At 57.5% G+C, this 13,347-nt stretch carries 13 protein-coding genes; 5 read left to right on the forward strand and 8 right to left on the reverse strand.

The features are described from left to right. Positions 1-5: 5 nt before the first annotated feature. Positions 6-956: a branched-chain amino acid ABC transporter permease gene (locus M8318_RS04865; protein WP_262661170.1), complete on the reverse strand. Its 951-nt coding sequence runs from the start codon at positions 954-956 to the stop codon at positions 6-8. Positions 957-1,127: 171 nt separating this feature from the next. Between M8318_RS04865 and M8318_RS04870 the strand changes: the two genes are divergently transcribed. Continuing rightward, positions 1,128-2,060 (forward strand): LysR substrate-binding domain-containing protein, encoded by a 933-nt coding sequence (locus M8318_RS04870; RefSeq protein WP_262661171.1) that lies wholly within the window; start codon positions 1,128-1,130, stop codon positions 2,058-2,060. A gap of 103 nt (positions 2,061-2,163) precedes the next feature. Here the strand turns inward: M8318_RS04870 and yddG are convergent, their stop codons facing one another. Then, positions 2,164-3,051, reverse strand: a complete 888-nt coding sequence (yddG, locus tag M8318_RS04875; protein WP_262661172.1) for an aromatic amino acid DMT transporter YddG — start codon at positions 3,049-3,051, stop codon at positions 2,164-2,166. A 222-nt stretch (positions 3,052-3,273) separates the two neighbouring features. Here yddG and fdnG point away from each other — a divergent pair, with 222 nt between their 5' ends. Genes fdnG through fdnI form a run of 3 tightly spaced genes read left to right on the forward strand, consistent with a single transcriptional unit; the run spans position 3,274 to position 7,866 of the window. Further along, positions 3,274-6,321, forward strand: a complete 3,048-nt coding sequence (fdnG, locus tag M8318_RS04880; protein ID WP_262661173.1) for a formate dehydrogenase-N subunit alpha — start codon at positions 3,274-3,276, stop codon at positions 6,319-6,321. Positions 6,322-6,332: 11 nt separating this feature from the next. Then, positions 6,333-7,217 (forward strand): formate dehydrogenase subunit beta, encoded by an 885-nt coding sequence (gene fdxH / locus M8318_RS04885; RefSeq protein WP_262661174.1) that lies wholly within the window; start codon positions 6,333-6,335, stop codon positions 7,215-7,217. Next, positions 7,210-7,866 (forward strand): formate dehydrogenase-N subunit gamma, encoded by a 657-nt coding sequence (gene fdnI, locus M8318_RS04890; protein WP_261643668.1) that lies wholly within the window; start codon positions 7,210-7,212, stop codon positions 7,864-7,866. The genes fdxH and fdnI overlap by 8 nt, the downstream gene beginning before the upstream one ends. 46 nt (positions 7,867-7,912) lie before the next feature. On the opposite strand, the gene M8318_RS04895 is transcribed toward fdnI, so the two are convergent. From M8318_RS04895 to ppk2, 3 genes are all read right to left on the reverse strand, one after another. Next, on the reverse strand, positions 7,913-8,236 hold the full coding sequence (locus tag M8318_RS04895; RefSeq protein WP_166182473.1) for a CcdB family protein: 324 nt from the start codon (positions 8,234-8,236) through the stop codon (positions 7,913-7,915). After that, positions 8,236-8,424 carry a type II toxin-antitoxin system CcdA family antitoxin gene (locus M8318_RS04900; RefSeq protein WP_262661175.1) on the reverse strand — a complete coding sequence of 63 codons (189 nt, stop codon included), beginning with the start codon at positions 8,422-8,424 and terminating at the stop codon, positions 8,236-8,238. Before M8318_RS04900 ends, M8318_RS04895 begins: the two co-directional genes overlap by 1 nt. 177 nt (positions 8,425-8,601) lie before the next feature. Then, positions 8,602-9,426: a polyphosphate kinase 2 gene (gene ppk2, locus M8318_RS04905; protein WP_262661176.1), complete on the reverse strand. Its 825-nt coding sequence runs from the start codon at positions 9,424-9,426 to the stop codon at positions 8,602-8,604. Between the two features lie 201 nt (positions 9,427-9,627). Between ppk2 and araJ the strand changes: the two genes are divergently transcribed. After that, positions 9,628-10,803 carry an MFS transporter AraJ gene (araJ, locus tag M8318_RS04910; RefSeq protein ID WP_262661177.1) on the forward strand — a complete coding sequence of 392 codons (1,176 nt, stop codon included), beginning with the start codon at positions 9,628-9,630 and terminating at the stop codon, positions 10,801-10,803. An 86-nt stretch (positions 10,804-10,889) separates the two neighbouring features. On the opposite strand, the gene M8318_RS04915 is transcribed toward araJ, so the two are convergent. From M8318_RS04915 to M8318_RS04925, 3 genes are all read right to left on the reverse strand, one after another. Next, a complete protein-coding gene (locus M8318_RS04915) occupies positions 10,890-11,489 on the reverse strand; it encodes an NAD(P)H-dependent oxidoreductase (RefSeq protein ID WP_225758792.1) in 600 nt (199 codons plus the stop codon). A gap of 74 nt (positions 11,490-11,563) precedes the next feature. Next, positions 11,564-12,157, reverse strand: coding sequence for a TetR/AcrR family transcriptional regulator (locus M8318_RS04920; protein ID WP_106992887.1), 594 nt, complete (start codon positions 12,155-12,157; stop codon positions 11,564-11,566). A gap of 96 nt (positions 12,158-12,253) precedes the next feature. After that, positions 12,254-13,345, reverse strand: coding sequence for an alkylhydroperoxidase domain protein (locus tag M8318_RS04925; protein WP_262661178.1), 1,092 nt, complete (start codon positions 13,343-13,345; stop codon positions 12,254-12,256). Positions 13,346-13,347: the final 2 nt, after the last annotated feature.

The raw sequence follows: 13,347 nt of genomic DNA on the forward strand, positions 1-13,347 counted from the left end.
TTCCCTTACGCCCTGTGCGCTACGCGCTCGCCCAGCAGACCCGCCGGACGGAAGACCAGCACCAGAATCAGCACGATAAAGGCAAACACGTCCTGATAATTACTGCCGAACACGCCGTTCGTCAGCTCGCCCAGGTAGCCCGCGCCCAGCGCTTCGATAATGCCGAGCAGGATCCCGCCAATCATCGCCCCGCGAATGTTGCCGATGCCGCCAAGCACCGCAGCGGTAAAGGCTTTGATCCCGGGCAGGAAGCCCATCGAGAAGCTGGCGTTGCCGTAGTTGCTGGCCATCATCACCCCCGCCAGCGCGGCAAAGATGCCGCCGATGGCAAAGGTCAGGGTGATGATCGCATTAGGATTGACCCCCATCAGGGTGGCGACACGCGGGTTTTCCGCCACCGCACGCATACCGCGGCCGAGGCGGGTGTACTCCACCAGCAGCCACAGGCCGGTCATGACCATCAGGGCCAGCGCCACGGTCACGATGCCGGTGACGGTGACAATCGCCGGAGGATGCGCTTCGCTGCCCGCGGTGATGGCAATCGGGTCCATCGGCAGGATCTGCGGGAACATCAGCGGATTACGCGACCAGATAATCATCGCCACGGTTTGCAGCAGCACCGACACGCCAATCCCGGAGATCAGCGGTGCCAGCCGGGGAGCATTACGCAGGCGACGATAGGCAAAACGCTCAACCGCCATCGCCAGCAGGGCGCAGACCGCCATGGCGATCAGCAGCGCAAAACCGAGCTGCAGCAGCTGCGGCATGGCCGGGAAATAACCGTTGAGGAGATTCAGGGCCGACAGGGTGGTCAGCGCCCCGACCATCAAAATATCGCCGTGGGCGAAGTTAATAATGCGCAAGATGCCATACACCATGGTATAGCCCAGCGCGATCAGCGCGTAGATGCTGCCCAGCATCACACCGTTGATCAGTTGTTGTATGAGAGTGTCCAACGTTCCTACCCGACAAATTGCTCTTTTCAGCGGGTAACATCTAATAATTGAATTAAATTGTGAAATACGCATATATTCTTTCTTATGATTTTTGGAGCTTGCGTTATCTGATTGATTTTAAAGATAACGATAAATGGCTGAATAACCTGATTATCCATAACAGATCAATATATGAATAAAACAGAACAATCCCTGACGTTGTCAGCCTTTGCCGAGAGCCGACTGGCGAACGATCCGCCGCTGCGGGCGGTTCGGGCCTTCGAGGCGATAGCCCGGCTGGGCAGCGTGACCCAGGCGGCCCAGGAGCTGGCCATCTCACCCTCGGCGGTCAGCCATCAGTTAAAAGTGCTGGAAGGGTATTTGCAGATGCCGCTCACCGAACGCCAGGGACGTGGACTGATCCTCAGCCAGCAGGGGCGGGACTATTACCGCTCCATCCGCGCTGCCTTTAACGTTCTGCGTCAGGCCACCGGGCATCTGCTTGAGCAGGTGCAGACCCGCCAGGTGACCATCAGCCTGATCCCGCTGTTTGGCATGGGGTGGTTTATCCCGCGCCTGCCGGGTTTTATGCGGGCGAATCCGCAAACCGAAATTAACGTGGTCTACGCCAACCACCGCAACTACCTGAGCGATGCCTCGGATATGTCGATCCGCTTTGGTAACGGGCAGTGGGCGGGCTATCAGAGCGAGAAGCTGATTTCCGGGCAGATGGTGCCGGTCTGTAGCCGGGCCTTTTTGCGCCTGCACGGGCATATCGACACCCCCGAACAGCTGCTGCAGATGCCGTTGCTGCACGATGAAGAGCGCAGCACCTGGCAACAGTGGTTTATCCAGCAGGGGGTAAAACGGCCCCTGCGGCGCAGCGGACCGATGTTTGAAGACGGGCTGTTAACCCTGGCGGGCGTGCAGGCGGGGCTTGGCTGCGCGTTGATGCGCGAACCGCTGATTGCGCCCTATCTTGAGAGTGGTGAACTGGTGAAGATTTTTGACCTGCCGATCGACGATGGCCGGGATTACTACCTGTGCGTGCGTCAGGATGGGGAAATGAGCCAGGATGGGAAGCTGTTGCAAAGCTGGCTGCGGCGTGCGGCAGGGCAGGAATAGTTACACCGGTGCAACAACGCCGGGTGGCGGCTACGCCTTAACCGGCCTACGCATTGCACCAAACCGTTGGCCGGGCAAGCGCATGCGCCGCCCGGCGTTGCCCTCAACCCACCCGTGCCCGCGTGGCGTACCAGCACAGCAGCGACCCGGCGCACACCATCATCGCTCCCTGCCAGAAGCTGAATGACAGCGGCGCATTCAGCAGCACCGCCGCCAGCGCCGCGGAGAGCACCGGGGTAAAATAGGAGGCCGCTGCCAGCAGCGTCACGTTGCCGTGCAGAATGCCGATATTCCACGACGCATAACCAAACCCCAGCGCCACGCCGCACATCAGCAGCTTGATCACCACCGGCACGCTGAACACCATCTCCGGCTGATCGCTGAAGAGATATTTAACCCACAGGGTCAGGGCCGTCAGCAGCACAAACAGCGTGATCCCATTCTTCCCGTTCGCATATTTGCTGGTCACGGTGCAGTAGGCCGCCCAGATAAAGGCCCCGACAAAGGCCAGGCCGTAACTCAGCGGGTTGGAGATGACGTTGCGGGCAATCTCCGTCGGATTGAGTCCATTTTCGCCGCCCAGTACCCAGCTGACGCCCAGCAGGGAGATAAGCAGCCCCGGGATCACCCACAGGGTCGAGCGCTGGCGATTAAACAGAATGGCAAACACGATGGTCAGGCTCGGCCAGAGATAGTTCACCATGCCTACCTCAATCGCCTGGTGTCGGGTAGTGGCGTAGCCTAACGACAGGGCGAGACAGATCTCATAGCTGACAAACAGCACGCTACCGGCAATCAGGTAGCGGGGCGAGAAACGTCGCAGATTGGGAAACCCGACCGTGACCAGACAGAGTAAACCGCTGAGCGTGTAGATCATCGCCGCGCCGCCTACCGGGCCCAGCCCCTCACTCACTCCCCGGATCAGGCCGACCATCGTACTCCAGAGCACAATTGCGGCCAGCCCGATGAGTGTGGCTTTTTTTCTGTCCATCTTATTTCCACAGTCTTTACATTTTCAGGGGCAAATTTATAGCACTGTTTCAGTACCTTCCGCGAATTAATCTCCTCGCCGCTACTCCTTAAGCAGTAACAAAACGGCTCCCCGCTGACTATTAAGAGGGCGAAGTTTTCCGATATTGATTTGCCGCAAAAAAAACAGGGGCTTTGCTGTTAGTTTTCCGCCGGAATTCTCAATGATCTAACGAGGACAGCAATGGACGTCAGCCGCAGACAGTTTTTTAAAATCTGCGCGGGCGGTATGGCCGGTACGACAGTGGCTGCTTTAGGGTTCGCTCCCAAAATGGCGCTGGCTCAGGCGCGCAACTATAAGTTGCTGCGCGCAAAAGAGATCCGTAACACCTGCACATACTGCTCCGTGGGATGCGGGCTATTGATGTATAGCCTGGGTGATGGCGCGAAGAACGCCAAAGAGTCGATTTATCATATTGAAGGCGACGCGGATCATCCGGTCAGCCGTGGGGCGTTATGCCCGAAAGGGGCGGGTCTACTGGACTATGTCCACAGCGAAAACCGTCTGCGTTACCCGGAATACCGTGCGCCGGGTTCCGACAAATGGCAGCGACTCTCCTGGGATGAGGCCTTCACCCGGATTGCGAAATTGATGAAATCCGACCGCGACGCCAACTTCGTCGAGACCAACGACCAGGGCGTGACGGTGAACCGCTGGACCTCCACCGGGATGCTGTGTGCCTCGGCGGCAAGTAATGAAACCGGCATGCTGACGCAAAAATTTGTGCGCTCCCTCGGCATGCTGGCGGTAGATAACCAGGCGCGCGTCTGACACGGACCAACGGTAGCAAGTCTTGCTCCAACATTTGGTCGCGGTGCGATGACCAACCACTGGGTTGATATCAAAAACGCCAACGTCGTGATGGTGATGGGCGGTAACGCCGCTGAAGCCCATCCGGTGGGATTCCGCTGGGCGATGGAAGCGAAAAACAACAACGATGCGACGCTTATCGTCGTTGACCCGCGCTTTACGCGCACGGCATCGGTGGCCGATATCTATGCGCCCATCCGCTCCGGCACGGACATTACGTTCCTTTCCGGCGTGCTGCTGTACCTGATCGAAAACAACAAAATTAACGCTGAGTACGTTAAGCACTACACCAACGCCAGTCTGCTGGTGCGGGAAGATTTTGCCTTTGATGACGGGCTGTTCAGCGGCTATGACGCCGAAAAGCGCCAGTACGATAAGTCTTCCTGGAACTATCAGTTCGACGAGAACGGCTATGCCAGACGCGATGAAACCCTGACCGATCCGCGCTGCGTGTGGAACCTGCTGAAACAGCACGTCTCCCGCTATACGCCGGAGGTGGTGGAGAACATCTGCGGCACGCCAAAAGCCGATTTCCTGAAGGTGTGCGACGTGCTGGCCTCCACCAGTGCCGCAGACAGAACCACCACCTTCCTGTACGCGCTGGGCTGGACGCAACATACCGTCGGGGCGCAGAACATCCGTACCATGGCGATGATCCAGCTGCTGCTCGGCAACATGGGCATGGCCGGAGGCGGGGTCAATGCCTTACGCGGACACTCCAACATCCAGGGTCTGACCGATCTCGGTCTGCTGTCGACCAGCCTGACCGGCTATCTGACGCTGCCGTCCGAGAAACAGACCGATCTGCAGAGCTATATGACGGCGAACACGCCGAAAGCGACGCTGCCTGACCAGGTGAACTACTGGAGCAACTATCCGAAGTTCTTCGTCAGCCTGATGAAATCCTTCTACGGCGAGGCGGCGCAGAAGGAGAACGACTGGGGCTTTAACTGGCTGCCTAAATGGGATCAGTCCTACGACGTCATTAAGTACTTCAACATGATGTCGAAAGGCCAGGTCACAGGGTACATCTGCCAGGGCTTCAACCCGGTGGCGTCGTTCCCGGATAAGAACAAGATTGTCGCCAGCCTCAGCAAGCTGAAGTACATGGTGGTAATCGATCCGCTGGTGACCGAGACCTCGACCTTCTGGCAGAACCACGGCGAGATGAATGACGTGGATCCCGCCTCGATTCAGACCGAGGTGTTCCGTCTGCCGTCCACCTGTTTTGCCGAAGAGGACGGCTCCATCGCCAACTCCGGCCGTTGGCTGCAGTGGCACTGGAAGGGGCAGGATGCGCCGGGCGAAGCGCGTAACGACGGCGAGATCCTGGCCGGGATTTACCATCGCCTGCGCGACATGTACCGCACCGAAGGCGGCAAGGGCGTTGAGCCGCTGCTGCGGATGAGCTGGGATTACAAACAGCCGGATCATCCGGAATCGGAAGAGGTGGCGAAAGAGAACAATGGCTACGCGCTGGCGGATCTCTACGATGCTAACGGCGTGCTTATCGCGAAGAAAGGCCAGCTGCTGAGCAGCTTCGCCCAACTGCGTGATGACGGTAGCACCGCGTCGTCGTGCTGGATCTACACCGGGAGCTGGACCGAGCAGGGCAACCAGATGGCCAACCGCGATAACGCCGACCCGTCAGGGCTGGGCAATACGCTGGGCTGGGCCTGGGCGTGGCCGCTCAACCGTCGCGTGCTGTATAACCGCGCCTCGGCGGACATCAACGGTAAGCCGTGGGATCCGAAACGGATGCTGATCCAGTGGAACGGGACCAAGTGGACCGGGAACGACATTCCGGACTTCAATACCGCCGCGCCGGGCAGCAACACCGGGCCGTTTATCATGCAGCCGGAAGGGCTGGGACGTCTGTTTGCCATCGACAAGCTGGCAGAAGGGCCGTTCCCGGAACACTACGAGCCGATGGAGACGCCGCTGGGGACTAACCCGCTGCACCCGAACGTGATCTCCAGCCCGGTCGTGCGTGTCTACGAGGAAGATGCCGTGCGAATGGGCAAGAAAGACAAGTTCCCGTACGTCGGCACCACCTATCGCCTGACCGAGCATTTCCACACCTGGACCAAGCATGCGCGACTGAACTCCATCGCCCAGCCGGAACAGTTTGTTGAGATCAGCGAGACCCTGGCGCAGGCCAAAGGCATTGCCAACGGCGATCGCGTCAAGGTCAGCAGCCAGCGCGGGTTTATTCGTGCCGTGGCGGTGGTTACCCGTCGTCTGCAGGCCCTGAACGTTCACGGTCAGCAGGTGGAAACGGTGGGTATTCCGCTGCACTGGGGCTTTGAGGGGGTGGCGCAGAAGGGCTATATCGCCAACACCCTGACGCCTGCGGTAGGGGATTCCAACTCGCAGACGCCGGAGTATAAGGCGTTTCTGGTCAACATCGAGAAAGCATAAGGAGCGAATACATGTCGATGGAAACACAAGACGTCATCAAACGCTCCGCCACAAACGGCATTACGCCCGCGCCTCGTGGGCGGGATTACAAAGCTGAAGTGGCAAAGCTTATCGATGTCTCCTCCTGCGTGGGCTGCAAAGCCTGCCAGGTGGCCTGTTCCGAGTGGAATGATATCCGCGACGAAGTGGGCCATTGCGTCGGGGTGTACGACAACCCGGCAGATCTGAGCGCCAAATCCTGGACGGTGATGCGCTTTAGCGAAACCGAGCAGAACGGCAAGCTGGAGTGGCTGATCCGTAAAGACGGTTGTATGCACTGCGAGGATCCGGGCTGCCTGAAAGCCTGCCCGTCCGCCGGGGCGATTATTCAGTACGCCAACGGCATCGTCGATTTTCAGCAGGATAACTGCATCGGCTGCGGGTATTGCATCGCCGGGTGTCCGTTCAACGTGCCGCGCCTCAATAAAGAGGATAACCGGGTCTACAAATGCACCCTGTGCGTGGATCGCGTCAGCGTCGGTCAGGAGCCGGCGTGCGTGAAGACCTGTCCGACGGGCGCCATTCACTTTGGCACCAAGAAGGAGATGCTGGAGGTTGCCCAGCAGCGGGTCGATAAGCTGAAAGCGCGCGGCTACGGCAATGCAGGTATTTACAACCCACAAGGGGTGGGTGGGACGCACGTGATGTATGTCCTGCACCATCTCGACCAGCCGGAGCTGTATCACAATCTGCCGAAGGACCCGGCGATCGATACCTCCATCAATCTGTGGAAAGGGGCGCTGAAACCGCTCGCCGCGGCGGGCTTTATCGCCACCTTTGCCGGGTTGATTTATCACTACGTTGGTATCGGGCCGAACAAAGAAGTGGATGACGATGAGGAGGAGCACCATGAATAAGTCAAAGATGATCGTGCGCACGAAGTTTGTCGACCGCGCCTGTCACTGGACGGTGGTGATCTGCTTCTTCCTGGTGTCGCTGTCGGGGATTTCGTTCTTCTTCCCGACGCTGCAGTGGCTGACGGAGACCTTCGGCACACCGCAGATGGGGCGCATTCTGCATCCGTTCTTTGGGGTGCTGATTTTCGTGGCGCTGATGTTTATGTTCGTGCGTTTCGTGCATCACAACATTCCGGACAAGCAGGATATTCCCTGGCTGAAAGGGATTGTGGAAGTTCTGAAAGGTAACGAGCACAAAGTCGCGAAGGTGGGTAAATACAACGCCGGACAGAAAATGATGTTCTGGACCATCATGAGCATGATTTTTGTGCTGCTGGTGACCGGGGTCATTATCTGGCGTCCGTACTTTGCGCACTATTTCCCGATGCAGGTGGTGCGTTATAGCCTGTTGATTCATGCCACATCGGCCATTATTTTGATCCACGCCATTCTTATCCATATGTATATGGCGTTCTGGGTCAAAGGCTCGATTAAAGGGATGATCGAAGGGAAGGTGAGCCGCCGCTGGGCGCAGAAACACCACCCGCGCTGGTATCGGGACGTTGAACGTCTGGAAGCGAAAAAAGATGTTAGTGAAGGGATGAAGTAAGTGTCCCCCGCTCCGGACGGTGTTTCGGAGCGGGTTTCTTGGGAGGTCAGGTGTTGGTGACGAGGGCATCGATTGCAGCAACCACCCGGGCCCTCGCACTTTGCATATTACTGACGAAATATTTACTGGTGAGCTTCTTTTTCTCCACGCTGGTAATGCCAGGCGTATTCATAAATAACGTCTGAAAATCAATATTAATGACAGCGGATGCCGGATTAATATGCCCCGATAGATTATTGCGATAACTTAACGGCAGGATTAAGCGGGTCGATAAATCATCATAATAATCATGCTGAATCACCATCAGGTAGGGATGTAATTCACTGGTTCTGCCCGATGGGTTTCGGTAAACGTCAAATTGAAAGCACATTAAATCCCTCCAAAAAAGGGATCGTCAGACAGTAAGCCGGCCTTAGCTACAAACTCATTCATAGCCTTCATGAATTCCTTATCGCGTTTGCGTTGCTCAATACGCTCTTCTGTCGTGAGTGCCGGACGTTGTACTACGCCGGTTAAGTGCTCTTTGACTGCGCTGCTCTGCGGGGTATTCCGTTTCATTGTTATTATCTCCTGTGTTGGTGCAGCCATTATCAGTCGCCAACAATAAAAAACAATACCGAACCGCCTGGTAATTTAGGAATTGCGAGCATGCTTCCAGACAAAAGCAATACGGTGAAATCAGGCAAGATTATTGGGAAGCACCCTCCCGATAAACAACCAGGAGGGCAGTAATCGTCAGAACTTCTCTTTAATATAACGGAACGGATAAGCGGTTGGTTTAATTTTGCCGATTTTACGTTTCGGTAATTTGACCTCTTCTTCTGGCAAATCTTTATAGGGAATTTGTGTCAGCAGGTGAGAGATAATATTCAGCCGCGCACGCTTTTTATCCTCGGAGCGGGCGACAAACCACGGGGCCCAGGCGGTGTCGGTCGCGGCAAACATCGCATCGCGCGCCTCGGTATACGCATCCCAGCGGTTAAAGGATTTGATGTCCATTGGCGACAGCTTCCAGGTTTTTCGCCCGTCGTTGATGCGGTCGCGCAGACGGCGCTCCTGCTCTTTGGGCGTCACTTCCAGCCAGTATTTGATCAGAATAATGCCCGCATCGACCATCGCCTTTTCGATGATAGGTGCCCCGTCGAGAAACTTCTCAACCTGCTCTTCCGTACAAAATCCCATCACACGTTCAACGCCCGCGCGGTTGTACCAGCTGCGGTCGAATATAACGATTTCCCCCGCAGATGGCAGATGCGGGACATAACGCTGGAAGTAGAGCTGGCTTTTCTCTTTCTCGGTCGGGGCCGGCAGTGCCACCACCCGGAATACGCGCGGGCTGACGCGTTCGGTCAGGGCTTTGATGGTGCCCCCTTTACCCGCGCCGTCGCGCCCTTCGAAGACAACGCACACTTTCAGGCCTTTACTCACCACCCAGCGCTGCAACTTCACCAGCTCCACATGCAGGCGGTGCAGCTCTTTCTCGTACTCCGTACGCTTAAGCGGGGCGGGGGGCGTTAGCTTCTCTACAGGTTTGCTTTTCTTCTTATCTTTATCTGCCATGATGCGTTCCTTTACAGGGATTCTGACGGTACGGTGCGACATAACACTTTGAAGTGTAATCAGGGCTGAGCTAGCTTGTGGAAAATATTCACAGCCTACCCGAATTGATGGAGGAATCGGCCAGCGGTGCGATTTGAACTGGCTCACCATACAAGATTGTTCAATAATGCTGACTGCAATTTTTTAACAAGTGGTTGTGGTATGAAAAAAACGGTGTTTTCGTTAGCACTTGGCACCTTTGGCCTCGGCATGGCCGAATTTGGCATTATGGGTGTGTTAACCGAGCTGGCGCGGGATGTGGGGATCACCATTCCCTCCGCCGGGAATATGATTTCGTTTTACGCCTTCGGGGTGGTGATAGGGGCGCCAATCATCGCGCTGTTCTCCGGTAAATTCTCCTTAAAGTCGATCCTGCTGTTCCTCGTAGCGCTGTGCCTTATCGGCAATGCGATTTTCACCTTCTCCACCTCCTACACCATGCTGGCTGTTGGGCGGCTGGTTTCGGGTTTTCCCCACGGGGCGTTCTTTGGCGTCGGCACTATTATCCTGTCGCGTATTGCGCCGCCGGGCAAAGTGACGCTGGCGGTGGCCGGTATGGTCGCCGGGATGACAGTCGCCAACCTTGCGGGGGTGCCGTTCGGGACCTGGCTCGGGCATCATTTCAGCTGGCGCTACACCTTCTTCCTGATCGCCGCGTTCAACCTGTTGGTCATGCTGTCGATTGTCCTCTGGGTGCCGCAGACGTTCGATACCACCCAGCGTCGCCTGAGTGAGCAGTTCCACTTCCTGAAGAAACCGGAGCCGTGGTTTATCTTCGCCGCCACCATGTTCGGCAACGCCGGGGTCTTCGCCTGGTTCAGTTTCGTGAAGCCGTTCATGATCAACGTGTCGGGCTTTTCCGAAGGGGTGATGACCGCGATCATGATGCTGATGGGGCTGGGGATGGTGCTGGGCAACCTGTTCAGCGGCAAGCTCTCCGGGCGCTACAGCCCGCTGCGCATTGCGGCGATCACCGATCTGGTGATTGTCCTGTCGCTGCTGCTGTTGTTTGCCTTCGGTCAGATGCCTGCGGCCTCGCTGGTGATGGGCTTTATCTGCTGCGCCGGGCTGTTTGCGCTGTCGGCACCGCTGCAGATCCTGCTCCTGCAAAATGCGCAGGGCGGGGAGATGCTCGGAGCGGCGGGGGGACAGGTGGCGTTTAATCTCGGCAGCGCTATTGGGGCGTACTTTGGCGGGATGATGATTACCCTGGGCTTCAGCTGGAGCCACGTGACCTTGCCTGCAGCGGCGCTGTCGTTCTGCGCCATGTCGTCGCTGTTGATGTATGGGTATCTGAAAGCCCGGCGTGCTGGGGGGAATGCCCAGGCGTTAGCCTGAGAGTGAATTGCCGGGTGGCGCTGCGCTTACCCGGCCTACAAAATCAGTAGGCCCGCGCAAGCGCAGCGCCGCCGGGCAAAAAACACTCACATCACGCTTTCAAGATTGTGCAGAAAATCGTCGATCTGCTCTGACGAGGCGGTATCTGCCTGATAGAGAATATCCAGCCTGACGTTCTTCAGGCCGCAAAAACCAAAAACACCTTCGACTAACTGGGTGTGTATCGCCGTCGAATAACCGTGTTTATCGAAACCTGTAAGATCGCTACCCCCCGTCGCGATCAGGCGGACCGGAACATCGCGTAAATTTCCCACAATCCGGCCATCTTCCGCCACTTTGTAGGCCCAGTTCAGGGTAAGCACCCGATCAAACCAGCCTTTCAGCAGGCCAGGCACCGACCACCAGTACACCGGGAAGACAAACACCAGCATATCGGCCCGCTCCACACGCTGTTGCTCACGCAGAATATCGGCGGGAAGGGCGCTGGCATCTCCGTGATACAGCGCAAGATCGGCACGTTGCATAGCCGGTGTAAAGGCTTCGGCATGCAGATCGGCAATCTCGACCTGAGTACCTTGTTCACGCAGGCGCGCGGCAATGCGCGCCGCCAGGGTATGGGATAACGAATTTTCGACAGGGTGAGCCGTCACGATCAGCGCAGTATCTATGACATGTGTTCCAGACATAACCACCTCAGCACGGAGTTAACGTGCTACCTATATTACTATTGGTAACTTAGGTGTCAATCCGTCGGCAGCACTCATTTTGTGCTATTGGTACAGGTGTTCAGTACGCCAAACATCGCGCCGCTGAGTGTATTCTCCGCGACGTTACGTGCCAGTACGCCGTTGCTCGCGGCGGTGCTGAGCGCATCCGCCGCACCAATGATGGCCGTCAACGCCGCTTCACCCTGTACCCCTTTCAGGGTGATATAGGGGGACAGCGCCATGCGCAGGCAGTCTGCACAATCTGCGACGCAAGCCTCGCGAAATGTCTGCAGCGCCCGGGAGCCGGAGAGTGCAGCGGCGATAGGCCCGGTTTCTGGCCCGGCGCTGATCGCGCAATCAATATAGGCGGCACTGAAAAAGCGGACCGTCTTTTCCAGCGTTTTGTTATCGACCTTCAGCGTCTCACGGAATTTTTTTAACTGTTGGTCGCTGTAATCCTGATACAGCGCCATCAACAACCCTTCACGGTCGCCAAAGTGATCGTAGGGGATAGGCTTGGTGACATTCGCCCGCTCGGCCAGATACCCCAGCGTCAGTGCCTCGGTGCCTTGTTGACGCACAATCCCACGAGCAACCTCCAGCAGCTGCACCCGGCGATCCTCTTTTCTTAACCGCTTAACAACCATATTTCCCTCGCGCCCGTTGTCTACTAAAAGTAGTTTACACGGTTTATTGGCGAGGCTGAATTATAAAAGGCTCCCATAGGGGGAGCCTGAATGCATTCATGGCAGCGAGGGCTCACCCAGCGTCAGCATCAGCCGGTTAGCCCAGGCGAAGAACGCTGCGGACTGGACCAGATCCAGCTGGGCGAGGGTATCCAGCCCCTGACGTTCCAGCTCGGCCAGATGCCCTGGTGTCACCGCAGGTGGCGTGACCGACAGCGCGGCAGCAAAATCAATTCCCGCCTGCCAGCGCGGGGACTGCCCGCTGCTCAGCGACTGCCCCGGCTCTACCGCCAGCAGCCTTTCCACGGCAGCGTTGTCCTTCGATAGCTGGCTGGCTTTGCGCGCATGAACGGACGCGCAGTAGATGCAGCCGTTGATTTTACTGGCCACCGCGGCGGCCAGCTCTCGCTCCGCCCGGGACAGGCCGCCTGCGGTATAGAAAATGCCTTTATCGGTTAAGGTACGCTGCTCCAGCACCGGCAGATTGCGTCCCAGCAGGCGGAAATAGTCCGAGTCGGTATGGCCGAATTTCGCGAGGATCGCCTGCTCATCGGGGGTAAATTCCGCCAGCGGTTTGGGGGCCAGCCACGGCTCCCAGCCTAACTCCAGCTGAGTAAATTCCACCGGGGCCGCTTTGCCGTTTTTAGTCAGCGGCACGGTGTGCCAGGGGCCCGCCACCACCGGGGCATCGCTGGCCGGCACCGGTTTGTCATTGAGCAGACGCAGGCCGACAATCAGGCGGCTCTGGAAGCTGACAAAGGCGATCAGCTGCGCAAGGGTAACAATGCCTTCTTTGCTCCAGCCCGCCAGAGTGAGGGCACTAATCGCACCGGGCGTAGCTTCCACCGGGGAGAAGGTCAGTAGTCGGGCAAAGGTCAGGGCGGGGGTCAGGCGCACGGATGTCGGATCCGCCAGGCCAAACCCGGCGTAGTGGGCCGCCAGCGCGTCGGCGTTGTGCCATTTCGCCACTTTTGCCGCCACTGCAAAGCGCTCGTCCAGCGCAAAGTCGGCGTCCTGCTGACTGAATAACGTTTCGTAGCTCCCCTGCGCGTGACGCGTTGCCGCCTCGCGGGTGAGTCGTGCCTGTGCCAGTGGGGAACCCGGGGCGATCTCCGCCAGTTCGGCGAGAATATCCTGACTTAAAGCCATGG

It is taken from the genome of Leclercia tamurae, from assembly GCF_025566055.1.
GTDB classification, from domain to species: domain Bacteria; phylum Pseudomonadota; class Gammaproteobacteria; order Enterobacterales; family Enterobacteriaceae; genus Enterobacter; species Enterobacter tamurae.